Source organism: Acidobacteriota bacterium (genome assembly GCA_035471785.1).
GTDB lineage: Bacteria > Acidobacteriota > UBA6911 > RPQK01 > DATIPO01 > JANQFM01.
This window is the reverse complement of record DATIPQ010000097.1, coordinates 1-24975: the sequence shown is the minus strand read 5'-3', so window position 1 is coordinate 24975 and position 24975 is coordinate 1. Positions and strand designations below refer to the sequence as shown.

The following is a 24975-nucleotide window of genomic DNA, read 5'->3' as shown; positions in this document are numbered from 1 at the left end:
GGGCCGGGGAGGAGGCTGATATCATGACTGCCATGTCGCCACGGTCGATGGCTCAGCAGGGTCATTTCAAGGATGAGATCCTGGAGCGGTTGTCAGGTAGCGCCAACGTCGCCCAGTTCGTCAGCTTCGCGCCCGACCTTTCACAGCGTTTCTTGCGCCTGCGGGGGCGCTCTCCCGACCACCGCTTCCTTTCTCTGCCTGAAGCCGCGGCCGCCATGCTGAACGCCTCGCCCGAGCGGTCCGTCAACATCCGCAGCTTTCAGCCCGATTCCCCCAAGAGCCGGGAGTTCATCTACGGCTGCAGGGCGGCCGACGAAGCGGTCGCCCATGTTCAGCGCATGGCCGGCCGGGGACTCTACACCATCGTCAACGAGACGGTAGACGTGGAGGACGGAGGCGTCTCGGGCGTCTGTTACGGCGAACTGGTCGAGTTGGCCCCCGAAGACACGCCCCGCTGCGTGGAGAAGCCGGGCACCGTTTCCCTTCCCCGCCAGTGGGCTTGGCGCCTGCTGGAAACCGTCTACGGCTTCCGTCCCCAGGTGCCCGCCGACGAGGATCTGCGCGTCGAGTTCAGCGTCCATCCGCTGCGGCGGGGCTATCGCAACGGCCACACTGTCATCTGGGAAGTGGAAGAAGCCGGTCATCCTCCTGCCGCCCTTTATCCGTCCTGGCCCAACCGCTTCAGCCGCTTCATCGGCGACAAGGCTTTCGGCCTGCTGGTGGCCGCTTTGCTCGACCTCCCGGTGCCCCTGACAACGGTGGTCTCGCGCAAAGTCGCCCCCTTCACCTTCGGACGGCGAACCGGCACCCAGGAGGTTTGGATACGCACCTGTCCGATCGAACAGGTGCCGGGGCACTTCACCACTGAAAGAGGCTGGCGCGATCCCTTTCAACTGATGCAGACCGAAGACCCCCAAGGCGGCTCCATCGCCTCGATTCTGTCTCAGCAAGGCGTACTGGCCCGGTACTCGGGAGCGCTTATTTGCCAGAAGGACGGCCGGCCTCTGATCGAGGGCGTACAGGGCTTCGGAGACTTGTTCATGAAGGGAGGAGCGGCGCCCCAGCAGCTTCCCAGCCAGGTCGAGAACAAAGTTCACGAGCTGTACAAGGGCATCAGCAGCCGCCTGGGACCGGTGCGCTTCGAATGGGTGCACGACGGCACCCGCACCTGGATCGTGCAGCTCCACCGCGGGACGGTGGAGGGACAGGGCCAAGTCATCTACCCCGGTCAAGCCGAAAAAGAACACCGTTTCCCGGTGGAAAGGGGGCTGGAAGAATTGCGGGAGCTGATCGAGCAGGTCCGGGGCACGGGCGAGGGCATCGTCCTGGAAGGACACATCGGCGTAACCAGTCACTTCGGCGACGTCCTGCGCAAGGCTGAGGTGCCTTCACGGCTGAGCCGCGGCGCACCAGAGGGTTGAGCGTCCGCCGCACGGAGGACTGAAGAATATGTCGCACAGCAAAGAGCTATTCGGATCGCAGCGGGCCGGCCCCCCCGACGACGAGCAGGCCCGCCACCGCATCCGCACCTCGCTGCGGGAATCTCTGGTGGTGGAAGCCGCGGCGGGGACGGGCAAGACCACCGTCCTGGTGGAGCGCATCGTGGCCATGCTGCAAAAAGGCCAGGGGCGGGTGGAGAGGCTGGCGGCGGTGACCTTCACCCGCAAAGCGGCCGGCGAACTGAAGCTGCGCCTGCGCCAACAACTCGATCAGGCCCGGCGAGGCAGCCAGGACGACGACGAGCGGCAGCGTCTGGAAGAGGCCATGTCGCATCTGGAAGAAGCCCGCATCGGCACCATTCATTCCTTTTGCGCCGAGATCCTGCGCGAGCGGCCCGTAGAGGCTCGGGTCGACCCGGCCTTTGAAGAACTCTCCGAGAACGAGGCGCCGCGCCTCTACGAACAGGCGTTCCGCTCCTGGATCGAACGCCAGCTCAACGATTTGCCCAAGGGGCTGCGCAGGGCCCTTACCCGCGTCTCCCAGTGGTCCTCCTATGCCTTTACCGATTCCTCGCCCCTGGACCGCCTCAAGAGTGTGGGATGGCAATTGATCGAATGGCGCGACTTTCCCGCCCGATGGCAACAGCGCCCCTTCGACCGCCGGGCCGAGATCGAAGCGGTCATCGAGCCGGTCTTGGAAATCGCCAGGCTGAGCGCCCTTTCCGAGTACCACAACGATTACCTGCGCAGAGCTCTGGGACCGGCCCGCGACTTCGCCACCTGGTACAAGCGCATCAGCAAGGTGCGTTCTCCCTCCCTCGACGACCTGGAAGCCCGCCTCTCCAACCTGGCGCGCGACCTGCGCCGCGACAAGCGGGTAGGACGCGGCTTCTACGCCGACGACGTTTCCCGCTCCCAATTGATCGAGGCCCGCCAAGCCTTGCTGGAGAGTCTGGAAGAGATGCTGAAGAAGGCCGACGCCGACCTGGCCGCCTGCCTGCACCAGGAGCTTCAAGGACTGGTGCAGCAATACGAAGACGCCAAGCGGCGCGCCGGCAAGCTCGATTTCGTCGACTTGCTCATCCGGGTCCGCGACCTGCTGCGCCGGAACCAGTCGGTGCGCCGCTATTTTCAGCAGCGCTTTTCCCACATCTTCGTGGACGAGTTTCAGGACACCGACCCGCTGCAGGCCGAGATCATCCTGCTGCTGGCCGCCGACGATCCTTCCCAGACAGATTGGCGCAAGGTGCGTCCCCGCCCTGGCAAGTTGTTCCTGGTGGGCGATCCCAAGCAGTCCATCTACCGCTTCCGGCGCGCCGACGTGCTGCTTTACCAGGAAGTCTGCCGGCGCCTTCAGGAGCAGGGAGCGGCATTGCTGCACCTCAACAAGAGCTTCCGCTCGGTGGCACCCTTGCAGCGCTTCGTCAACGCCTCTTTTGCACCCGAGATGAACGGCGACGCCGAGAGCGGGCAGCCCCGTTACGTTGCCCTGGGAGAGCATCGTCCGCAACCCTCGGAGCAGCCTTCGCTGGTGGCTCTGCCCGTCCCCACTCCCTACGGACAGTGGGGCGTCACCAACCGGGCTATCGAGAGCGCTCTTCCCGACGCCGTGGCGGCCTACGTGGCGTGGCTGGTCGGCGAGAGCGGCTGGAGCGTGCAGGACCCTCAGCTCGATTACCAGGAAGTGCCGGTCGAGGCCCGCCACGTCTGCATCCTCTTCCGCCGCTTCGTCAGTTGGGGACAGGACATCACGCGCGACTACACTCAGGGATTGGAGGCCCGCGGCATCCCTCATCAACTGGTGGGGGCGCGTTCCTTCCACCAGAGAGAAGAGGTCGAGACCCTGCGGGCGGCTCTCAGCGCGGTGGAATGGCCCGAGGACGAGTTGTCGGTCTTCGCGACCCTGAAAGGCTCGTTTTTCGCCATTCCCGACAACCTGCTGCTGCGTTTCAAGCTCGAAGTGGGACGCTTTCATCCCTTCCGCTCGCTGCCGCTCGACCTTGATCCGGTCTTCCAACCCATCGTGGAGGCCCTGCAGTTGCTCAAGCGTCTGCACTCCGAGCGCAACCGCCGGCCCATGGTTGAAACCGTCAACGAGCTGCTGGAGGCCACCCGGGCCCATGCCGGCTTCGCCTTGCGCCCCGCCGGCAACCAGGTGCTGGCCAACGTCCAGCGGATCTGCGACATGGCCAGGGCTTTCGAAATGTCGGGAGGGCTTTCCTTCCGCGGTTTCGTAGAGCAGTTCACCGAGGCCGCGGAAAAGGCCGATCCCATCGCCGAAGGTCCTCACCTGGAGGAGGGAGCGGAGGGCGTCAAGCTGATGACGGTTCACGCCGCCAAGGGACTGGAGTTTCCGGTCGTTATTCTGGCCGACATGACGGCGGCCCTTTCGCGCGGCCAGCCCGACAAGTTCGTCGACCTCGGCAAAGGACTTTGCGCGACCCGCCTGCTGGGCTGTTCCCCCTGGGAGCTGCTTGAAAACGAGGAGCTGGAACGGCGTCGCGACCAGGCGGAAGGCATCCGCATCGCTTACGTAGCGGCCACCCGGGCCCGCGATCTGCTGGTGGTGCCCGCCATCGGAGACGAGCAGTACGAAGGATGGCTGAGTCCCTTCAACAAGGCCCTCTACCCGCCCTCCGAGAAACGCAGGGAACCCCTGCCGGCGCCGGGCTGCCCGTCCTTCGGAGAGGCCTCGGTGCTGGCCCGTTCCCAAAAGCATGACGGCAAGGAAGAGTTCTCGGTCAAGCCCGGCCTGCACAAGGGCGAGGCCGGAGAGCAGCCGGTCGTATGGTGGGATCCACGTGCCTTGGATCTGGGCAAGGACGTCGATTTCGGGGTGCGGCAAGCCACGGTGCTGGCCAAGGACGGGCAAGGAAAAGCCTCGCGCCAGGGCCTGGACCGCTATCGCCAATGGCAGCAGCGTCGCAGCCGCGCAATCAAGGACGGTGCACAACCTCTGCATCAGGTCTTCACGGCCAGCGAAGTCGAGGATGCCCCCGAGGATTCCTTTGAAATCGCGGTCGAGGTTCTGAAGGCCGGACAGAAGCAGCGCCCCTCGGGCAAACGCTTCGGGACACTGGTCCACACGGTGCTGCGGGACGTCGAGTTGCAGGCGGGAGAATCGGCGGTGGAGCGCCTGGTCCGCTTGCATGGCCGAGTGCTGGGCGCCCAGGAAGAGGAAATGCGCGCCGCCGTCCGCTCGGTGCTGACCGCCCTGGGACATGACCTCATGAAAGCCGCCCGCGCTTCCGAGCGGCGCTTTCGGGAACTGCCGGTGTCTTTCCGCGACTCTCGGGGACGCCTGCTTGAAGGCACCATCGACCTGCTCTTCCAAGAAGAAGGCGCCTGGACGGTGGTGGATTTCAAGACCGATGCCGAGTTCAAAGAACTTTCCGACAGATACCGGGCCCAGATGGGATGGTACCTGCAGGCTGTCTCACGACTCACCGGCCAGCCTGTGAGGGGATTCCTGTTGGGCATTTAAGCTTAACGTCACCCTGCTCATGCCAAAGTGGTCTTGCTTCGGGCCTCCGCGCCATGTACAAAAGAGAGAAGCAGGCGCTCATGTTTCTCAAGGATCATACGGCCTCCAGCCCCAAGGACACGCTTCTTGACGAGTTGGCCCGGCGCGGCAACGTGGCTCAGTTCGTCAGCTTCGCTCCCGATCTGTCGCAACGTCATGTTTGGGTTTGCGGTCGCGAACCCAACCGCCGCTTCCGTTCCACTGAGAGGGCCGTCAAGAGGCTGCTCAGATCCTCCCACGAAGAAGCCGTCAACATCCGCAGCTTTACGCCCGAGGGCCGCACGGGCCGGGAATGCCTGAGCGGCCAGAAACGCCCCGATGAGATCGTCCAGCACCTGCGCCGGCTGGGCGCGGAGGGGCTGCATGCCATCGTCAACGAATCCATCGACACTCGCGACGGCGGCGTTTGCGGCGTGGTTTGCGGCAGCGTCCTCGAGTTTGCTCCCGACCAAGCGCCGCCCTCCCTGTCAAGGCCCCAGGCGGCCTCGCTGCCCAGGGTTTTGGGAAGCCGCCTGCTGCAAGCCGTCTACGGCTTTTTCCCGGCTCTGCCCGAACGCCGCGACCTGCGGGTGGAATTCAGCCTCCATCCTCTGCGGCGGGGTTTCCGCCGCGACCATACGGTGGTCTGGGAGATCGAGGTGGGAGGTGAGGAAGCCGGCCAGGCCGCCATCGAATGGCCCAACCGCTTCAGCCGCTTGGTGGGAGACAAGGCCTACGGATTGCTGCTGGCCCACCTGATCGGACTGGACGTTCCGCGAACCATCGTCATTCCCCGCCGTCTGGCCCCCTTCACCTTCGGCCGCAACACCGGCTTTCACGAGACCTGGCTGCGCACCTGTCCGCGCGAGCAGGTGCCGGGACGCTTCTCGACCCACCATGGATGGATGGACCCTTTCAAGCTCATCCGCAGGGAAGACCCGGAGGACCGATGGCTTTCCTCCATGATCAGCCAGCAGGGAGTCCTGGCCCGCTATTCGGGAGCCTTGATCGCCCAGAACGACGCCCAGCCGCTCATCGAGGGGGTGTCGGGGGAGGGAACCGACTTCATGAAAGGCAAGAGTCCCCCCGAACGGCTCCCGCGCATGGTCCGCGAAACGCTCTTGGGCGCTTACCGCAAGGCGGCGTCGCTGCTGGGCCCGGTGCGCTTCGAGTGGGTCCACGACGGGGCCGCGGCCTGGATCGTGCAGATGCACTGCGGGGCTACCGACAGCCTGGGCCATACCATTTTCCCGGGCCGGCCCAGCAAAGAACACCGCTTTCAAGTGCATAAAGGACTGGAAGAGCTTCGTCGGTTGATCGCCCGCTTGGAAGGGGGCGACGAGGGCATCGTGCTGGAGGGAGCGGTGGGCGTCACCAGCCACTTCGGAGACTTGCTGCGCCGCTCCGGCATCCCCTCGCGCATCGAGACCGGCGCCTCCCGTTGAGCCTCAAAAAAGCCCATAGCGTGCATCGATTCCGGGATTTCGCTTAGAATGAGCCCGTGAACCGTCTCGGGGGGATAATTGTCTGCTCGCTATGCTTGCTGGCAGGCGCTTGCGCAGTGCGCTCGGATTGGACTCTGCAGCCCCATGGACGAATGAACTACTCGCCCATCGTGGAGTCCTCGGGCGTAGTGGTCAGCCGTCGCCATAAAGACGTGCTGTGGACCCACAACGACGGCAGCAACCGCCCCTCGCTTTTCGCCGTCAACCCCCGCGGACGCCTCATCCGCGAGTACCAGATTCCGGGAGCCATCAACCAGGACTGGGAAGACATCGCTTTGGACGAAGAGGGCTTTCTCTACATTCTCGACAACACCTCCCGCACCGACCCCGACAAGCGCTCTGACGTCTATATCGTGGCCGAGCCCGATCCGCTGATCGACCTGGGCGTGAGCAACCCCCGGCGCATCCGCCTGGCCTTCCCCCCGGAGCAAGGTCCCTACGATATCGAAGCCATGCTGGTGCACGACAAGCGTCTCTTCCTCATCACCAAACCCTGGGACGGATCGTTGCCGCGCATTTACCGGGCCAGCGACCTGAGCCGCGACGGTGTGCTGGAGTACGTAGGCGACGTGCCCGTCCACACCATGGTCACGGCCGCCGACATCTCCGAGGACGGCCGGCGCATCGTCTTGGCCTCTTACCGGGCTCTGCTTATTTTCGAAGGGGAAGGCGGCGTGGAGGCGCTGCTGCAAAGCACTCCCCTGATCTGCCAGCTCAATGCCCGCCAGGTGGAAGCCGTGGCATGGGAGGGGGAGCGCATCTACCTCACCAATGAACAGCGCGAGATCTACCGCATCAAGGCTTCCAAGTGGCGCAACCATACGGCCCCCTTTCTCAGGCGTCCCGAAAAGGACGTCCCCTTTGCCCTGCGGCGCCCCTCCGTGCACGTCTCGCTGGAACAATGGGGCAAGGGAGAATGGCTGACGGTTCGATTGGAAGGCCGTGAGGCCAAACTGGGGCGCTTGCTGTGGACGCAGGAGGGCCTCCACATCGGCCTTGAACTGCCCCAGGACGTCAACTTGCGGGCCGTTGATCTGACCCTGGCCCAGGACTTCAACGAGTGGTTCCTTCCCGGCATCGTCTACCTCTTGATCAACCCCGACGGCGAGCGTCCCCTCTCCTACGGCGCCGACGACCGCTGCATCGTCTTCTCGCGAAACGCCGAGGGCGTAGCCACCGCAAAGTCCCTATACCTGCGGCCCGCCACCTTGATCGCAGCTTCCGAAGACGCCCCCCGGTGGGTCTCCGTGCAGGAAAGCGGAAACCGCCTGCTCATCACTCTCAAACCCGACGCCCCCGGATTCGGCAATCTTCAGGAAGATCGCGCAATCGGCTTCAACCTTCTGATGATCAGGGGTGACGGCCAACTTGTCTCGTGGGCCCCCTTGACCCGCCCCTATTCGTGGGATCAGCCCAACGTGTGGGGCCTGCTGGAACTGGTCGACTGAGCGCCGACGCGGTCCCGTCCGGACTTCGCCAAGTCGAACTTCGCACTTGGCCCTGGCCTTGCTACCATACCGAAGTGGCTGAACGAATCTATCTCGTCGACGGCATGTCCCAGATCTACCGGGCCTACCACGCCATCCGCAACCTGACCAATAAGGAAGGCCAGCCCACCAATGCCGTCTATGGCTTCACCACCATGCTGCGGCGCCTCATCAACGAAGAGGAGCCCGCCTACCTGGCGGTGGCCATGGAGTCTCGTGGACCCACCGTCCGCCACGAGCAGTTCGAGGACTACAAGGCCAACCGTCCCAAGATGCCCGACGATCTGGCCCCCCAAATCCCCTATGTCGAGAAGATCTGCCAGGCCCTGCGGGTGCCGGTGCTCTCCTTCGAACGATACGAAGCCGACGACGTTATCGGAACCCTGGCCCGCAAAGGCCAGGAGGCCGGTTACCAGGTCGTTGTGGTGACCATCGACAAGGACATGTTTCAACTGGTCAACGCATCGGTGCAGGTTCTGGACCCGCGCAACATGACTTATCTCGACTCCTCCAAGGTGGCCGAGAAGATGGGAGTTCAGCCTGCCCAGGTCATCGATTACCTGGCTCTGGTGGGGGACACTTCGGACAACATCCCCGGCGCTCCCGGAATCGGCGTCAAGGGAGCCGCCAAGCTGATCGGCGAGTACGGCGACCTGGAAAATCTGCTCTCGCACGCCGACGCCGTGGGACGCAAGTCTTACCGCGAGAGCCTGCAGAACAACCGCGAGCAGATCATGCAGAGCCGCCAACTGGTGACCATCCATTGCGACCTTGACATCCCTCTCGATCTGGACGACCTGCGCCGGGAAGAGCCCGACAACCAGAAGACCTTCGAGCTCTTCACCGAATTGGGCTTCAAGAGCCTGGTGGAAGACTTCGTCCAGCCCACCAAGCGTGAAGACGCCGAGTGCCGGGAGTTGAAGAGCCGTCAGGAGATCGAGGACTTTCTGCAAGCGCTCACAGACCGCACGGCCTCCCTGGCGGTGGAGTATCCGGAAGGCGACCCTGAGGCCGAGGAATGGCTGGGCGCGGCACTTTCTCTCAGCGACAACGAGGCCGTCTATCTTTCATCTCAAACCCTGCGGGAGCAGGGCCGGCAGATCGAGGGACTGTGGGACAAGCCAGGCGCCTGGGTGGTTCACGATCTCAAGCAGCACCATCTTTTCGAGCTCAGGGCCAAGCGTCCGGCGCGTCCCCGGCAGGCTCGCGACACCATGCTCATGGGCTACCTGCTGCAACCCAATCAGAACGACTTTTCCTTGGCGTCGCTGGCCGCTGACTACCTGGGCCAGGTGCTCAAAGGAGGAGCCGAGCTTTTCGACGATCCGCGTCAAGAACTGGCCGATCGGGCGGCCGTCATCCGCCAGCTCGACCGCAAGCTGCTGCCCGAGATCGAGGAAAAAGGCCTGAGCAGGCTGTTGGAAGAGATCGAGACGCCCCTGGTGCGGGTCTTGGCGGAAATGGAAGTCCTGGGCGTCAAGATCGATTGCCGGCGCCTGCAAAGCATGTCGCAGGAGCAGGGCGCCGAGATCGAGCAGCTTTCCGGGCGCATTCAAGAATTAGCGGGAGAGTCCTTCAACATCAACTCGCCGCGCCAACTGGGAGAAGTGCTCTTCGACAAAATGGGTTTGCCCCAGCCCAAGAAAACCCGCAAGGCCAGACAGTACTCCACCAGCGTGGAAGTGCTGGAAAAACTGGCCGAGGAACATGAAATCGCCGGTTTGGTGTTGGAGTTCCGCGAGGCCAGCAAGCTCAAGAGCACCTATCTCGACGCTCTTCCCAGCCTGGTCAATCCGCGCACGGGACGCCTGCATACCTCCTACAACCAGATGGTGGCCGCCACCGGACGCCTCTCCTCCAGCAATCCCAACCTGCAGAACATTCCCATCAAGAGCGAGCAGGGCCGCCGGGTGCGCAGGGCCTTCGTGGCCGAGGAGGGCTATCAGATCCTGGCCGCCGACTATTCGCAAATCGAACTCAGGGTGATGGCCCACCTCTCGCAGGACCCCGTGCTGCTGGAGGCTTTTCAAAAGGGCGAGGACATCCACGAGCGCACGGCCCGCGAAGTCTTCGGAATGCACGCCGTCATGGACCCGCAGCGTTTTCGCCGTCACGCCAAGGTCATCAACTTCGGCATCATGTACGGGCTGAGCGCCTTCGGCTTGGCCCAGAGCCTGAAGATCGACCGCAAGGAGGCCCAGAAGTTCATCGACGACTACTTCGCCCGTTATTCGGGCGTCAAGGAATGGATCGACCAGACCCTGCGGCAGGTGCGCCAGCACGGATATGTCACCACCATGTTCGGCCGCATCCGCCAGATTCCCGAGATCCGCAGCCGCAACTGGAACCTGCGCCACTTCGGCGAACGAACCGCCATCAACGCGCCCATACAGGGTACAGCCGCCGACTTGATCAAGAAGGCCATGGTCGACATCGCCGACGAACTGGCGGAACGCAAGATGAAGAGCCGCATGATCATGCAGGTCCACGACGAGCTGGTATTCGAGGCCGCCGAGGATGAGCTCGAGGAAATAAACGAACTGGTGCCCCGGCTGATGGGCGGCGTGGCTCAGCTCGACGTTCCCTTGCAGGTCGATCAGGCCGCGGGAACCACCTGGTACGACGCCAAGTGAGACCGCCTGAGCTCTGCGTCAAGCGTTAAATCCTTGCCTGTGAACGGTTTCCCGCTTCCTTTCGGGCGCTTATTCTGATAGACTTCCAGGACTCGCCAAAGCAAGGAGAATTTGGAACTGGGGAGTTCTGTTGGGCGTTAAAGAGCGTGTATCGTTCAGAAGTGTGAAGGGATATCCATGAGCAGCGCTTCCATTGCCCAAGCTTTTGTCGGAATCGGCGATAATGCCTTGGTTTCGGCTTACCTGGAAGGCGACGAAGATGCCTTCGAGGCGCTTGTCAGCCGTTATCAAGACAAGTTGGTGAACTACATCAACACCCTCATCCACGATTACGACCTTTCTGTGGACTTGGCTCAAGAAGCTTTTATCCGAGTCTATAAAAACGCCGACCGCTACGAGGGCAAGTATCAGTTCTCGACCTGGATCTACCGCATCGCCACCAACCTGGCGATCGACGAGATCCGTCGCCGCGAACGCAAGGGCCGCTTCTTCATCTACAACGTGATGGCGGCCTTCCAGAAGGAAGACCGCGAATTCCCTCTGCCGGACAATCGCCAGTGTCCGGAACGGTCGCTGGGACGCCGCGAACGCTTGGGCAAGCTGCAAATCGCCATCGATTCCCTGCCTGAAAAATACAGGCTTCCCTTCCTCTTGAAAGAGGTACAGGAACTTTCCTACGAAGAAACGAGCAAGGTGCTCAAGATCTCGTTGGGAACCGTGAAGTCGCGCATCCATCGAGCCAAGATGCTGCTGCGCGAAAAGTTGACTGGTGTGCTATGACTTGCAAAGAGGTTGAAGAGCTTCTGCTGGAGGACCGGCGAGCCTGCCATGAGGACGAAGTCGGTCGCCACCTGGGAGCCTGTCCCTCCTGTCGATCTCTGTCTCAGGAACTGGAGGACATCGAGGACCTGAGCTACAAGCTGGGACGCACGGAACAGGCTCCGGAGGACTTTGCCGACTGCTTGTTGGAGAAGGCCGCCTCCATCCGCGCCTCGCGCTCTAAAGCCTTGAATTTCATTCCCCTCAAGCCGGCAACCGCCTTGGCGGCCTGTCTTCTGGTGACACTGGGCGCCGTTTGGATTCATCAGCAATCGACGCAGGCTATGCCCTCGGAGCTGGTCCAGGACGAAGCCCCTCCCGCCCACCTGCGGGATTCGGGACCGGGAAACGGCATCCGTACCCTGGAACATCAGCTCCAGCCGGGCTACGTCGACGTCTACTTCCAGCGGCCTTCTCAAGAGCCGCACATCGTTCGGCTGCCCGACACCATCCAGGTCAGAGGCCGGCAAGTCAACTACGCCCGGGTCCACTCCTACTGACGATAAACGAGCCTTTCGAGGATTGGCTGTAGTGATGAGACTGGTACATTTCCGTGCCCTGGCAGCTTTTTTGACGCTGGCGGTCTGCTCCTCCGCCCCCCTTGTGCGCGCCCAGAATGAATTCCAGGGCTTGATCGCCGAGTCGGCCGATCAGAACTTCCGCAACGCCCTGGTCAGCGTCCAACTCGTCGACAGCCATGCGGGCGTGATGTACGGCGACCGCTACGTCTCGGAAGTGAAGGTGGAGCAGGAGTCCTCGATGACCGGAGCCGTCATCGACTCGCAAGGGCACGTGCTGGTGGTGTTGGACGAATTTACCCTGCACGACAAGAAGCTGGAAGGCATCAAGGCCTGGATCGATACGGCCGAAGACGGCAAGATCGAGGCTTCGGTAGTCGGCGCCGACCTGCGCCTCGACCTGCTGCTTCTGCACTGCGCCCGGCTGGGAGACGCCAGCCTGCCTCTGGGACGCACCCTGAAAGCCGATCGGCTGCACTTTGTGGCCCGCCGCGGCGAAGACTGGGCCGTGCGCACGCCTCACTACATCCGTATTCAGCCCATCCAACGGCTGCCGGAATGGGAATTGGAAGTCAACGCCACCAACGAAGCCGCCTTTGGCGGCCAGCTCAAGGGCACCTACATTCTGGACGGAGAAGGCGAACTGGCCGGCATCGTGACGCGGCAGAAGCGCTACTTCCGCCGCATGGGGCAGGACGAACCCATCGCCGTCTACTACGCCTTGCCTTCGGAAACCCTGCGCGATTCGCTGCGGCGCATGGAGAAGGAAAAACTCGTCTCAGGCGGCTGGCTGGGCGTCGATTTGCGGGAATCACGCGACCGTGGAGTATTCGTCACCAAGGTCTGGCCGGCCACCCCCGCCGAACAAGGGGGTGTCGAGGTCGACGACGTGATCCGCGAGGTGGACGGGTGGAAGCCCGCCAACCTGCTCGAACTCGGCGCCTACATCCGCTGGACGCCTCCCGGCAAGACCATCGCTCTGCTGGTCAAACGGGCCTCGGCTGACCGCTTGCTGCGCATCAAGCTGGGCGAACGCTACCAACCCAGCATCTGGGCCATACAGGTCCCCAACCAGTGGGAAGGGCAAGAAGCCTCGCCCGAAAAACTGCGCCTGGAGCGGCGGCCCCTCATCCTGCCTCTCGACCTGGGACTGGAACTGGAAGCCCTCAACAAGTTCTGGGCCGCCAAGCTGGGTTTCCCTGGAAAGACCGGCGTCATGGTCTCGAACCTGGTGGAAGGGGCCGCGGCTGAAAAGTACTTCCAGGTCGGCGACATCATCACCGAAGTCAACGGCCAGCCGGTCTGCTGCCTGGAAGAACTGCGCAAGGTGCTGGCTGCGGCCACCGACTCCAAGCTCCACCTGAAGTTCTTTCGCGACGGCAAGTACGAGTCCCTGACCATCCAGAGGCGCCGTTGATTCCCCGCCCTTCTCAGCTTTGAGCACCCCCCGGCTTGAACTCCGGGCACGATTACGGCGAAAATAGCGGTTTCGGTCATGAAGCAAATCGCCATCAGGGGTGCCCGCCAGCACAACCTCAAGAACATCGACCTCGATCTTCCGCGCAACTCCATCGTAGTGGTCACCGGATTGAGCGGATCGGGCAAGTCGTCGTTGGCTTTCGACACCGTCTACGCCGAAGGGCAGCGGCGCTATATCGAGTCGCTGTCGAGCTACGCCCGCCAGTTCCTGGAGCAGATGGAAAAGCCTGACGTGGACTCCATCGAAGGTCTCTCGCCGGCCATTTCCATCGAGCAGAAGACGACCAGCCGCAACGCCCGCTCGACGGTCGGCACTATTACCGAGATCTACGATTACTTCCGCCTCCTTTTCTCCTCCATCGGTACGCCGCATTGCCCCAATTGCGACAAGCCGGTGGCGCGGCAGACGGCGGCCCAAATCGTCGACCGTATTTTCGACCTGCCCGAGGCCGCCCGCATCCAGATCCTGGGACCCGTCATCCGGGGACGCAAGGGCGAGTTCAGGAAGCTCTTCGAAAAGTTCCACAAGGCCGGCTACATCCGCGCCCGCATCGACGGCGAGATGCACTTTCTGGAAGATCCGCCCGAGCTCAACAAACGCAAGAACCACACGGTGGAGATCGTGGTCGACCGGGTGCTGGTGCGCAGCGAGGACCGTCCCCGCATCGAGAATTCGGTGCGCCATGCCCTGGACATGACGCAGGGACTGGTGGCCGTCGACCACCTGGACGGGGATGAAACGCTTTACTCCGAAAAGCAGGCTTGCGTCGATTGCGGCATCAACGTGCCGGTTTTCGAGCCGCGCAGCTTCTCTTTCAACAGCCGCTTCGGCGCCTGTCCCGCCTGCGACGGACTGGGGGTGGAGAGGCAGGTCAACCTGGACCGTCTCGTTGAAGATCCCTCCAAGCCCTGCGATAAGATCGAGCTGGCGCTCAACGCCAACGACCTGCACCACCTGCTGCGCCACACTCTCCCTTCCCTTCTGGATCATTTCGGGCTGCCCTCCAATGCCCCTTTTGCCGACCTTCCCGCGGAAGTCCGCAAGGCCTTGCGCAACGGGCTGGACGAGCCCATTAAGATCAGCTACGGCAAGATGAAGTTCGAGTCGCGCTTCGGGGGACTGAACGAGTGGTTTGACGAGCGCCTCAACTCGACCAGCAGCGAAAAGCGGCGCAAGACTCTGTTGGACTTCATGAGCGACGGCGATTGCCGCTCCTGCGGCGGCAGCCGCCTGCGTCCTGAAAGCCGGGCGGTTCGAGTCAACGGACTTTCCATCGGCGAGTACACCCGCATGCCCCTGGACGCCTGCCTGAAAGCGGTCGAGAAGATCTCCCTGGAAGGCCGCCGTGAAGCGTTGGCGGGACAGATCCTGGAGGAGATCTCCGGGCGGCTGCGCTTCATGCTCAACGTCGGCCTCACCTACCTGACACTGGACCGCCGCGCCTCCACCCTTTCGGGCGGAGAGTCGCAGCGCATCCGTCTGGCCACTCAGGTGGGCTCGCGCCTGAGGGGGGTCCTCTACGTGCTCGACGAGCCTTCCATCGGCCTCCATCCACGCGACACGCGGGGGCTGCTGAGGACCCTGGCCGACCTGCGCGACCTGGGCAACACCATACTGGTGGTGGAGCACGACGAGGAAACCATCCGTTTCGCCGACCACGTGGTCGACCTGGGGCCGGGAGCCGGATCTCACGGAGGGCACGTGGTGGCAGCCGGCACCGTCAACGAGCTGTCGCAGCGCGAGGGCTCGCTGACCGGCGACTACCTCTCGGGACGCAAGCAGATTCCCCTCCCCGAGGACAGGCGCAAGGGCAGGAGCAAGCTGCTTAAAGTGATGGGCGCCCGCCACAACAATCTCAAGGACATCGACGTGGCTTTCCCCCTGGGCCGCCTCATCGCCGTCACCGGCGTATCCGGCTCGGGCAAGTCGTCCCTGGTGGACGAGGTGCTCTACCGGGCCCTCTCGCGCAAGCTCTACAAGTCGGTTCGGGAACCCGGCCAGCATCGCGAGATCCGCGGCCTTCAGCACATCGACAAGGTCATCGAGATCGACCAGGCGCCCATCGGACGCACTCCCCGCTCCAATCCCGCCACCTATACCGGACTCTTCACCCCCATCCGCGAGCTTTACGCCTCGCTGCCCGAGTCGCGCATGCGCGGCTACAAGCCGGGACGCTTCAGCTTCAACGTCAAGGGCGGCCGCTGCGAGAGCTGCCAGGGCGACGGCAAGCGCAAGATCGAGATGAACTTCCTGCCCGACGTCTACGTCGACTGCGAGAGCTGTCAGGGCAAGCGCTACAACCGCGAGACGCTGTCCATCCGCTACAAGGGGCACAGCATCTCCGACATCCTGGAGATGACGGTTGAAGAGGCCTACCCGGTGCTGGAGAACATTCCCCGCATCCAAACGCGCCTCAAGACGCTGCTCGACGTAGGACTGGGCTACCTCAAGCTGGGACAGAGCGCCACCACCATCTCGGGAGGCGAAGCCCAGCGCGTCAAGCTGTCCCGCGAGCTGAGCAAACGATCCACCGGGAAGACGCTCTACATCCTCGACGAACCTACCACCGGACTGCACTTCGAAGACGTTCGCAAGCTGCTGCAGATCCTCCACGAACTGGTGGACTACGGCAATACCGTAATCGTCATCGAGCACAATCTGGAAGTGGTCAAGTCGGCCGACTGGATCATCGACCTGGGGCCCGAGGGAGGGGAGCAGGGCGGCCGCATCGTCTGCCAGGGCACGCCCGCTCAAGTGGCCAAGCGCAAGAAGTCCTACACGGGACAAGCGCTTCGGGCCATGCTTTCGTGAGATGTGGCGATTTAGTATTCTTTCCATGCATGTCGAAGTATGAACAGTTCCGCCTGGAAAAGCTGGACGACTACCCGCTCGATTCCCGCCGCAGCAAGGTGAGCCAGGACAGCTTCGCCCGCGCCCTGCCCGGCGCCGGGGAGAAAGGCGGCTCACCCGGACTGGAAGACTTCTTCGCTTCGCTGCCGCGCATCCTCGCCGTCAACGAACTCTTCGACCTGGCCCAGGCCATCTATCAGGCCCGGCAGCGGAAGCGCGGCATCATCTGGGGGTACGGGGGCCACGTCATCAAGGTGGGCCTGGCGCCTCTGCTCATCGACCTGCTGGGGCGCGGATACGTCACGGCCCTGGCCACCAACGGCGCGGGGGTCATCCACGACTTCGAGATCGGACTGGCCGGACATACTTCTGAAGACGTGGAGCGGGAGCTCGAGACGGGCTCCTTCGGAATGGCACGGGAAACGGGCGAGATGATCAATCAAGCCATCCGCAGCGGCAACGAGGCCGGGCTGGGACTGGGAGAGTCGGTGGGCAAGATGCTGCAGGAGGAGGATCCCCGTCACGCCGACAAATGCCTGATGCTGCAAGCCTATCAGCGCGACGTCCCGGTTACCGTCCATATGGCCATCGGCACCGACATCATCCACAACCATCCCCAGGCTTCGGGAGCCGCCATGGGCGAGGCTTCCATGCGGGACTTCCGCATCCTGACCCGGGCGGTGGCCGATTTGGACGAGGGAGGCGTCTACGTCAACGCCGGCTCGGCGGTGCTGCTGCCCGAGGTATTCCTCAAGTGCGTCAGCGTGGTGCGCAACGCCGGACGTCCGCTGGGGGGATTCACCACCGCCAATCTCGACTTCATTCAACACTACCGCCCCACCGTCAACGTGGTGAGGCGTCCCGTGCGGGGTCACGGCCGCGGCATCGCCTTGACCGGGCACCATGAACTCATGCTGCCGCTGCTGGCCGCTTTGCTGACGGTGCTGGAAGAGCGCCGCGGGCGACCGCTTTAAGGATCTGTTTCGAGAAGCTTAACAACCGAGGACTGCAAACAAGGAACATGGATACCTACGAAAACGTTCTGCAACTGATCGGCAATACGCCGCTGATCAAGCTCAACAAGATCAGCAGGGGACTCAAGGCCTCCATCTACGGCAAGGCCGAGCATCTCAACCCCGGCGGCAGCGTCAAGGACCGCATCGCCCTATCCATCGTTGAAGAGGCTGAAAAGCAGGGCAAGCTGAAGCCGGGAGGCACCATCGTCGAGGCCACGGGCGGCAATACCGGGTTCGCCGCGGCCATGGTGGCGGCCTACAAAGGCTACAAGGCCGTCTTCACCATGCCCGACAAGATGAGCCAGGAAAAGGTCCGCTTTCTCAAGTCTTTCGGCTGCCAGGTCATCATCACCCCCTCGGCGGTTCCTCCCGACTCCCCCGAGTATTACCTCAACGCCGCCAAACGAATTGCCGAAGAGACGCCCAACTCGCTCTTCGTCAATCAGTTCTTCAATCCCGTCAATCCCGAGGCCCACTATCGCGCCACCGGACGCGAGCTGTGGGAGCAGACGGAGGGCAAGATCGACTTTTTCGTGGCTGGCATGGGCACAGGGGGAACCGTATCGGGAGTGGGGCGCTACCTGAAGGAGAAGAATCCCGACATCAAGATCGTGGTGGCCGACCCCGAGGGTTCCATCGTCAAGGACTACTTCTATACCAAGCGCATTATCGAGGCCCGTCCCTGGAAAGTGGAAGGCATCGGCGAAGACATGATTCCGCCCAATCACCACTATCAATACGTCGACGACGTGATCCAGGTGGGCGACAAAGAAAGTTTCAGCCTGGCACGCCGCCTGGCACGCGAAGAAGGCATTCTGGTGGGAGGCAGCAGCGGCACGGCTTTGGCTGCCGCACTGCGCATCGCCCGCAAGCTCAATGAGGACAAAATGATCGTCTCCATCCTCTGCGACTCGGGCGACCGCTACCTGAGCAAGTGCCATTCCGACGAGTGGATGAAGGAAAACCAGTTCATGGAGGATGAAAAGCCCGAATCGGCTGAAGTCGACATGGTGCTGACCCGCAAGAGCACCAAGCTCCCCTCCCTGGTCTACGTCGAGCCCCACGCCAAGGTGTCGGAGGTGATGAGGCTGATGAGCGAACACGCCATCACCCAGGTGCCGGTGCTGCAGGGCAACAACTCCCTGGGCAAAGTCACCGAGGCCGGCCTCACCCGCAAGGTGCTGGAAGAGCCCGAGGTCATGGACAAGCCCATCTCGGAAGTCATGGAAGAATCCCTTCCCATCATCGACGCTCACTCCAGCGTGTCGGAAGTGATGACCGTCTTGAGGGAGCGGGAGATCCCGGCCGTCTTGGTCAAGCGTCATGATGTCTTGACGGGAATCGTCTCCCGTTCGGACATGATCGAGTATTTGTCGCGGAAATAACGGGCCCCCGGGCCCATGTGAACGATTAGCTGAAAGGTGATCCAATGTCAGACCATCCCATCCCTGAGGAGTTCCTCGACCTTTTCGATAAGCGCGCATTCGCCCACTTCGTAACCTTGATGCCCGACGGAAGTCCTCAGTCCACTCCTGTCTGGTGCGACTGGGACGGCAGCCGCGTCCTCATCAATTCGGCTCGGGGGCGCCAAAAGGACAAGAACATCGAGCGGGACCGCCGGGTGGCGCTTTCCATCACCGATCCCGACAACCCCTACCGCTACCTGGAGGTGCGGGGCGAAGTCGAGCAGATCACCGAGGAGGGCGCCGGCGATCACATCGATAAGATGGCTCAGAAGTACCTGGGGAAAGAGAAGTATCCCTACTCCCAGCCCGGAGAAGTGCGGGTGCTCTACAAGATCCGTCCCCGGCACACCACCCACATGGGCTGACCGGTGCCGGCCAAACCGGCGCAGTAGCTGGAAGAGAAGGACCCAAGCATGCCCAGGACACCCTTGAGGGAGCGATTGGCGGCGGTTTTGCTGGCCGCTGTTGCATCGCTGTCGTTCGTTTATGCCCAGTCAGGCGCTTCCCCGCAGCCGCAAGATGAGGACGGCTCCCTGCAGACGCACGCCAAGCAGGTCGTCCTCCAGACCAGCCGCGGAGACCTGGTGCTGGAGCTCTACCCCAAGGCGGCGCCCCGCCACGTCGAGGCCTTTCTGAAGCGCGTCGAGGAAGGCTTTTACGACGGCACCGCCTTCCACCGGGCCATTCCCTACGGAATTATTCAGGGCGGAGATCCGCTCAGCCGCGATCCTGCCGAGCGCGAGCGTTATGGAACCGGCGGACTCAACGAGCTGGAGTGGGAAGACAGTCCGGTCTCTCATACCCGCGGTGCGCTGTCCGCCGTCCTCATCCCCGGACAGCGCGACAGCGCCGGCTCGCAGTTCTTCATCTGCGTCACCGACCAGACCCAGCTCGACGGCCAGTTCACGGCTTTCGGACGGGTGGTGGAGGGCATCGAGGTCGGCGAGGAGATTTCGCAGATCCCCACCGACGACAATCAGGTTCTGGAAGAGAGGGTCGAGATCGAGAGAGCCTATCTGCGCGACCCGCCCCCTCCCGAGGTGATTCCCTTCCTCGACACTCCGGCCCAGGAGCTCGAGCGATACGGCGCCGTTATTCATACGCCCCACGGGGACATCCGCTTGCGTCTGTTCCCACAGGCGGCCCCCCAACACGTGCGTCAGTTTTTGCGTTTCGCCAAGCTGGGCCTCTATGATCAGACCCTCTTCCACAGGGTGGTGCCCGGATTCGTCATCCAGGGAGGCAGCATCGAGAACCGGCAGCCGCCGATTGCCGACAAGTACCGTCCCCTGCTCAGGCCGCTTCCGCTGGAAATCGGCGGTCATGAGCATGCCAAGGGAACGCTGTCGATGGCCCGTGGCGACGACCCCGCCAGCGGCCTCGATTCCTTCTTCATCTCGCTGAGCCGTCACCCCTACCTCGACGAAACCTACACCATCTTCGGCGAGGTGATTTCGGGCCTGGAGGTGGTTGACGAGATCGCGTCCGCACAAGTGGAGGGAGAAACTCCCGTTAGGCCCATACCCATCTCGATCGAAGTGGTGGAAGCCGAGTCTCAGTAGCCGCCCCGTCAGTCCGAGTTACCAGACCGGCGGCTCTCAACGTACTCAAGGGCGCTGAGGACCGAGTCTTCGATGAGCGGGGTGTAGCCCCTCATGTAGCTGAGGATCTCCTGGCGGTCGTCGATAAAGACGTTTGTGGGCAGGGAATTGACGCCGTAACGCCGCTGCACCCGGAACTGATTGTCGAGCAGGACGGGAAAGTCGAACTTGTTCTCGGCCAGGAACCTTTCAACGGCAGCCATGTCTTCGTCCACGTTGACGGCCAAGACGATGAAACCCTTGTCCCGGTATTTGTTGTGGAGGGCGTTGAGGTGGGGCAGTTCGATTCGGCAGGGAGGGCACCAGGTGGCCCAGAAATTGACCAGCACCACCTTGTTCTCGGCCACCGTGTCGGCCAAAGTGACGGCATCGCCGTCGAGCCGCGGCAAGGTGAAGTTGGGAGCCTGTTGATGAATGGAGCCGAGGGGAATCGCCTGGCGCGAGTCTCCTCCGCAAGAAAGGCTGCAGAGGACGAAAAGGGCCGGGGCAAGCGCAAAAAGGGTTCGCTTCATCGAGTCTACTCGCGGGAAGAGGGCGTGATGTCGAAGGACAGGCGCTCTCCCTGGCGCATGACCACGATCTTGACGGTCTCGCCAATCTTGAGGGCGTCGATGGCGTAGGTGTAGTCGTAGATGTTCTCGATGGCCCGTCCGGCCAATTCGACCACTACGTCTCCCGCCTGCAGTCCCGCCTGGTCGGAAGGCGACCCCTTGGAGACGCCGGAAAGGCGCAGGCCTTTGACGTCGCCCTGAGCGTAGTCGGGGATGGTTCCCAGATAGGCCCGCAAGCCGGCCCGGGCGCCCTTCTCCTCGGGCTCCTGCATGGCGATGTAATCGGGTCCCTGCGGACGCTGCACCAGGTCGCGGGCCACCAGCGCCATGAAACGGGATACCTCCCTCATGCCCGTGTAGTTGAGCTTCTCGGCGGTGTCACGGGGGGAATGGTAGTCCTCGTGGGCGCCGGTGAAAGCGCTCAGAATGGGCACCTTCTTGATGTAGAAGGAGGTGGCGTCGGTAGGCAGGTAGCTGTCGTCCTGAGGCGAGATGGCGAGTCCTACGGGGACGTTCCGCTGTTCCACGATGCCGGTCCAGACGCTGCTGGAGCCGAGGCCCTGAAGAATGAGTTCGTCGCGCAGCCGCCCGATCATGTCCAGATTCAGGTAGGCGGTGATGTCTGGCTTGAGATCGTTGTCCTTGTCCTGGTCGCGCTCGTTGACCCAATGGCTTGAACCCAACAGCCCCAGTTCTTCGCCCGACCAGGCTGCGAAGAGCAGGTCTCGGCGGGCCATCAGGCGTCCCGAGGCCTTCTGCTCGGCCAGGTACTGCGCGATCTCCAGCATGCCGGCAACGCCCGAGGCGTTGTCGTCGGCGCCGTTGTGAATCTGCCCTTTCTCATCGGCTCGGGCCAAAGAGCCGCTGGCTTGACCGCGTCCCAGGTGGTCCATGTGAGCGCCGATGGCAACAGCTTCGCCCATCGGCTGATCGCCGGCCGGCAGGAGGGCCAGGACATTGCGTCCCACGGCCTTCTTGTAGGTCAGGTCGATAGTGGCCGAGACGGTGGCTGAAGGAAGCGGGAATCCCATCATCAATTCGCCCTGGTCGAGCTGCTCTTGCAGCGCTTGCAGGTCTTTGCCGGCTGCTCCCAGAAGCCGCTGGGCCCAGTCGTCGCCGATGGAGATAGCAGCCACCGAGGTGCCTGACAGGGAGGCGTCGAAGCTCAGTTCCACCAATTGATCCTTGACCTGAGAAGCGGGTCCGCTGACGATGATGATTCCGCGGGCTCCCCGGTTACGGGCCTCCATGGCCTTGTAGCGGAGGCTGGCATGGCGGGCCAGGTGCTGACGGCGCTCAGAAGAGATGCCGTCGGGCAGATAGCGAAACATCAGCACCCACTTGTCCTCAACGTCGAGGTGGACGTAGGAATCGTACTCCTCCTGGCCCTGACCCTGGGGCGCTACGATGCCGTAACCGGCGAAGACCACCTGGCCGGCCTCGATCCCGCCGGTCTGGGAAAAGGACAGGGGCCGCCAATCTTCATCGACGGCGGGCGTCCATTCCTCTCCCTCGATTTGCAGGCGCAAGCGGTTTTCAGAGCCTAGCTCGACCCCCGAAGTGAATTCGAAGTCGTGAAAGTAGCTTCCCTTCTCGCCCGCCGGCTGCAACCCCAAAGAGGCGAAGTACTTGGCCAGGTAGTCGGCGGCCATGCGCTCGCCCTGGGTGCCCGTCAGGCGGCCCTCCAGCCGGTCGGCGGCCAGCAAGGCCACGTGCTCTTTCAGGTCCTGGGCGGAGATGGCCGCCTCGGTAGCGGGAAGAGCCACCGGCGGCAGGGAATCGGCTGCGTCCTGCAAGCCCAGGAGTTGCAGAGCTCTTTGATGATTCCACTGGGCCATGAAGATCTGCGACTGTTTCTCGGGAGTGCGGTTGCTGGTCCAGGCCAGGGTTTGCCCGTCGGGAGAAAAAGCGGCCAGGCCGTCGAATCCGTCGGTGTAGGTGACGCGCACCGGATCGCGGCGGCCCTGGGCGTCCACCAGATAGAGTTCGAAATTGGCGAATCCATGCTTGTTGGTGGAGAAAATCAAGTATTGGCCGGAAGGATGGAAGAAGGGCGCCCAGGACATGGCTCCCATGCTGGTGATGGCCTTGGCGTCCGATCCGTCGGCGTTCATGGTGTAAATCTCGGCCGTGGCTCCGTCTTCGGAAAAACGCCGCCAGGTAATCTTGCTTCCGTCCTGGCTGAAGAACGGCCCTCCATCGTAACCCCGCACCTCGGTCAGGCGGCGGACGTTTGAACCGTCGGCGTTCATGAGGTAGAGATCGGCGAACACCGACTTGTCGATCTCCAGCAGTTCGCGGTCCGGGGACGACAGTTCCTGACTGTAGGCGTGGCGGTTGGAGGAGAAGACGATCCGGGTGCCGTCCGGAGAATAGCTGCCTTCGGCGTCATAGCCTCTGGCATGGGTGAGGCGGCGGATGTCTCTGCCCTGGAGATCAGCGCTGTAGATCTCGAAGTGTTCGTCGTAGTCCCAGGAATAGCGCCGCTGCTGGCCGGATTCCCGCAACTCGATCTCTTCTTTCTGTTTGGCCCGGGCCTGTGGGTCGTCATGGGTGGAGGCGAAGAGGACGCGGTTTCCGCTGGGGTGGACCCATGCGCAGGTGGTTTTACCGATCCCGGGCGAAATGCGGGAGGTGTCGCCCGTCTCCAGATCCATCAGATAGATCTGGTAGAAGGGGTTGCCGGGTTCGCGCTCGCTCTGGAAAACCATGCGGCTTCCTGAGGGGTCGAAATATCCCTCCCCGGAACGCCGTCCCTGAAAAGTCAACTGGCGCGTGTTCTGCAACAGCAGGCCTTCGCCCTCGTCGCCTTCCGCCGCCCCTGCGGCCGGCGCCATGCAGGCGCCTAGCAACGCCGCCAAACACAGGTTCTGAAAAAGCCTCTCCCATCCACTCATAGACAGTAAAATGTACCGTGCGGGCTCTCACCGGGTCAAGCATGGCAGCAATCGCCAATGTGCCCGGTCAAGGGCCGCGACCCGAGAGAACCACTTGGTCCTGAACGCCCTGGGAGAGGCGATGACGCCTGAACGATACCAGCGCATCCGCCGCGTGCTCGATCACCGCCAACCCGATTTGACGATTATCTTCGAAAACCTCAAGAAACCTCACAACTTCTCGGCTCTCCTGCGGACCTGCGATGCCGTCGGCATCGGGGAAGCGTTCGCTGTCTGGCCCCAAGGTGAAATCGGCATCTCCCCTTCCATCTCCGGCAACACCGCCAATTGGGTGCGGACCCGCACCTTTCCCTCGCTGGGCAAAGCGGTGGAGGAAGCCAGCGGACGCGGAATGCGGGTTCTGGCAGCCAATGTCGAGGAGTCCTCGACCGACTTCCGCGAGGTCGACTTCACCCGCCCCACGGCCCTGTTGCTGGGGCAGGAGCTGCACGGCCTCACCGATCAAATGGCCCCGCTGGCCGACCAGTTCATCACCATCCCCACGGTGGGTATGGGAGATTCGCTCAACGTATCGGTGGCCGCCGCCGTCATCCTCTTTGAAGTCCGGCGGCAGAGGGAGGCGGCGGGATTCTACGACCAGCCCCGCCTGACGCCTGAAGAGTACCAGCGGCTTCTTTTCGAGTGGGGCTATCCTGAAGTCGAGGAATACTGCCGCCGCAAGGGCATCCCCTACCCCCAACTGCGTGAAGACGGCCAGATCGTAGACTGGGAAGAGCGCGCCTAGTGCTGCCGGTCATAGGTTCTGAGCCAGGGCCGCCGTTTTTTGTCCCTGTAAGGGACAGATTCGCCAGCCCAGGGTCAGCCCCGGCGAGCGCAAGCGAGACGGCGGCGCCACCCTGGGTTTCAGACGGCAAGTGTGCAAACGCTGAAAGCGTGGGATAACGCCGCAGGGTGGCTCAAAGCCTCTGACGCACTGCACTAGTCCCGGGAAAGGGCTGCGACCTGCTAGAATCGGGCGGTGAATTTCTTGATGCTTGCCCTCATCCTGCCCATGCTCAATTCGGGCCAGTTACGGCTGGTGGACGTGACAGGGCAGAGCGGCATTACTTTCGAGCACGTTTCGGCGCCCGAGAAAAAATACATCGTGGAATCGATGAGCGGAGGGGTGGTGGTCTTCGACTTCGACGGCGATGGACTGCAGGACCTCTACT

Annotated in this window: 17 protein-coding genes; 15 read left to right on the top strand and 2 right to left on the bottom strand. The window is 62.8% G+C overall.

Annotated elements, in window-relative coordinates; genetic code table 11:
* Positions 1 to 23 precede the first annotated feature (23 nt).
* The 13 genes from VLU25_13645 to VLU25_13585 all read left to right on the top strand — a co-directional run bounded on the left by VLU25_13645 (position 24) and on the right by VLU25_13585 (position 20277).
* A complete protein-coding gene (locus VLU25_13645) occupies positions 24 to 1421 on the top strand; it encodes a hypothetical protein (protein ID HSR68976.1) in 1398 nt (465 codons plus the stop codon).
* A 28-nt stretch (positions 1422 to 1449) separates the two neighbouring features.
* The gene (locus VLU25_13640; GenBank protein ID HSR68975.1) at positions 1450 to 4923 is read left to right on the top strand and encodes a UvrD-helicase domain-containing protein; all 3474 of its coding nucleotides are present in this window, start codon (positions 1450 to 1452) and stop codon (positions 4921 to 4923) included.
* Between the two features lie 80 nt (positions 4924 to 5003).
* Positions 5004 to 6386 (top strand): hypothetical protein, encoded by a 1383-nt coding sequence (locus VLU25_13635; protein HSR68974.1) that lies wholly within the window; start codon positions 5004 to 5006, stop codon positions 6384 to 6386.
* 152 nt (positions 6387 to 6538) lie between these two features.
* Entirely contained in the window at positions 6539 to 7894 is a 1356-nt protein-coding gene (locus VLU25_13630; GenBank protein ID HSR68973.1) for a hypothetical protein, read from the top strand.
* Positions 7895 to 7968: 74 nt separating this feature from the next.
* Positions 7969 to 10566, top strand: coding sequence for a DNA polymerase I (polA, locus tag VLU25_13625; GenBank protein HSR68972.1), 2598 nt, complete (start codon positions 7969 to 7971; stop codon positions 10564 to 10566).
* Between the two features lie 177 nt (positions 10567 to 10743).
* Positions 10744 to 11346 (top strand): sigma-70 family RNA polymerase sigma factor, encoded by a 603-nt coding sequence (locus VLU25_13620; protein ID HSR68971.1) that lies wholly within the window; start codon positions 10744 to 10746, stop codon positions 11344 to 11346.
* Positions 11343 to 11885, top strand: coding sequence for a hypothetical protein (locus VLU25_13615; protein ID HSR68970.1), 543 nt, complete (start codon positions 11343 to 11345; stop codon positions 11883 to 11885). The genes VLU25_13620 and VLU25_13615 overlap by 4 nt, the downstream gene beginning before the upstream one ends.
* 34 nt (positions 11886 to 11919) lie before the next feature.
* Positions 11920 to 13320, top strand: a complete 1401-nt coding sequence (locus tag VLU25_13610; GenBank protein ID HSR68969.1) for a PDZ domain-containing protein — start codon at positions 11920 to 11922, stop codon at positions 13318 to 13320.
* A 78-nt stretch (positions 13321 to 13398) separates the two neighbouring features.
* Positions 13399 to 16194, top strand: a complete 2796-nt coding sequence (uvrA, locus tag VLU25_13605) for an excinuclease ABC subunit UvrA (protein ID HSR68968.1) — start codon at positions 13399 to 13401, stop codon at positions 16192 to 16194.
* Positions 16195 to 16223: 29 nt separating this feature from the next.
* The gene (locus VLU25_13600; GenBank protein ID HSR68967.1) at positions 16224 to 17207 is read left to right on the top strand and encodes a hypothetical protein; all 984 of its coding nucleotides are present in this window, start codon (positions 16224 to 16226) and stop codon (positions 17205 to 17207) included.
* Between the two features lie 47 nt (positions 17208 to 17254).
* Positions 17255 to 18634 carry a cysteine synthase gene (locus VLU25_13595; protein HSR68966.1) on the top strand — a complete coding sequence of 460 codons (1380 nt, stop codon included), beginning with the start codon at positions 17255 to 17257 and terminating at the stop codon, positions 18632 to 18634.
* A gap of 44 nt (positions 18635 to 18678) precedes the next feature.
* Positions 18679 to 19080: a PPOX class F420-dependent oxidoreductase gene (locus VLU25_13590; protein ID HSR68965.1), complete on the top strand. Its 402-nt coding sequence runs from the start codon at positions 18679 to 18681 to the stop codon at positions 19078 to 19080.
* A gap of 48 nt (positions 19081 to 19128) precedes the next feature.
* Positions 19129 to 20277, top strand: coding sequence for a peptidylprolyl isomerase (locus VLU25_13585; protein ID HSR68964.1), 1149 nt, complete (start codon positions 19129 to 19131; stop codon positions 20275 to 20277).
* Between the two features lie 8 nt (positions 20278 to 20285).
* On the opposite strand, the gene VLU25_13580 is transcribed toward VLU25_13585, so the two are convergent.
* A complete protein-coding gene (locus VLU25_13580) occupies positions 20286 to 20828 on the bottom strand; it encodes a TlpA disulfide reductase family protein (GenBank protein HSR68963.1) in 543 nt (180 codons plus the stop codon).
* Positions 20829 to 20833: 5 nt separating this feature from the next.
* A complete protein-coding gene (locus VLU25_13575; protein HSR68962.1) occupies positions 20834 to 23704 on the bottom strand; it encodes a M28 family peptidase in 2871 nt (956 codons plus the stop codon).
* 181 nt (positions 23705 to 23885) lie between these two features.
* On the opposite strand from VLU25_13575, the gene trmH reads away from it, so the two are divergent.
* Together trmH and VLU25_13565 are read left to right on the top strand one after the other, a co-directional pair.
* Positions 23886 to 24548 carry a tRNA (guanosine(18)-2'-O)-methyltransferase TrmH gene (gene trmH / locus VLU25_13570; GenBank protein ID HSR68961.1) on the top strand — a complete coding sequence of 221 codons (663 nt, stop codon included), beginning with the start codon at positions 23886 to 23888 and terminating at the stop codon, positions 24546 to 24548.
* A 234-nt stretch (positions 24549 to 24782) separates the two neighbouring features.
* Positions 24783 to 24975, top strand: a 193-nt coding sequence (locus VLU25_13565) for a hypothetical protein (protein ID HSR68960.1), incomplete at its 3' end; no start/stop codon positions are given.

What these genes read in the sequence shown, in the direction of transcription:
- VLU25_13645 (HSR68976.1), top strand. Translation starts at nt 24, where the DNA reads ATGACTGCCATGTCGCCACGGTCGATGGCTCAGCAGGGTCATTTCAAG.
- VLU25_13640 (HSR68975.1), top strand. Translation starts at nt 1,450, where the DNA reads ATGTCGCACAGCAAAGAGCTATTCGGATCGCAGCGGGCCGGCCCCCCC.
- VLU25_13635 (HSR68974.1), top strand. Translation starts at nt 5,004, where the DNA reads ATGTTTCTCAAGGATCATACGGCCTCCAGCCCCAAGGACACGCTTCTT.
- VLU25_13630 (HSR68973.1), top strand. Translation starts at nt 6,539, where the DNA reads ATGAACTACTCGCCCATCGTGGAGTCCTCGGGCGTAGTGGTCAGCCGT.
- VLU25_13620 (HSR68971.1), top strand. Translation starts at nt 10,744, where the DNA reads ATGAGCAGCGCTTCCATTGCCCAAGCTTTTGTCGGAATCGGCGATAAT.
- VLU25_13615 (HSR68970.1), top strand. Translation starts at nt 11,343, where the DNA reads ATGACTTGCAAAGAGGTTGAAGAGCTTCTGCTGGAGGACCGGCGAGCC.
- VLU25_13610 (HSR68969.1), top strand. Translation starts at nt 11,920, where the DNA reads ATGAGACTGGTACATTTCCGTGCCCTGGCAGCTTTTTTGACGCTGGCG.
- uvrA (HSR68968.1), top strand. Translation starts at nt 13,399, where the DNA reads ATGAAGCAAATCGCCATCAGGGGTGCCCGCCAGCACAACCTCAAGAAC.
- VLU25_13600 (HSR68967.1), top strand. Translation starts at nt 16,224, where the DNA reads ATGTCGAAGTATGAACAGTTCCGCCTGGAAAAGCTGGACGACTACCCG.
- VLU25_13595 (HSR68966.1), top strand. Translation starts at nt 17,255, where the DNA reads ATGGATACCTACGAAAACGTTCTGCAACTGATCGGCAATACGCCGCTG.
- VLU25_13590 (HSR68965.1), top strand. Translation starts at nt 18,679, where the DNA reads ATGTCAGACCATCCCATCCCTGAGGAGTTCCTCGACCTTTTCGATAAG.
- VLU25_13585 (HSR68964.1), top strand. Translation starts at nt 19,129, where the DNA reads ATGCCCAGGACACCCTTGAGGGAGCGATTGGCGGCGGTTTTGCTGGCC.
- VLU25_13580 (HSR68963.1), bottom strand. Translation starts at nt 20,828, where the DNA reads ATGAAGCGAACCCTTTTTGCGCTTGCCCCGGCCCTTTTCGTCCTCTGC.
- VLU25_13575 (HSR68962.1), bottom strand. Translation starts at nt 23,704, where the DNA reads ATGGCGCCGGCCGCAGGGGCGGCGGAAGGCGACGAGGGCGAAGGCCTG.
- trmH (HSR68961.1), top strand. Translation starts at nt 23,886, where the DNA reads ATGACGCCTGAACGATACCAGCGCATCCGCCGCGTGCTCGATCACCGC.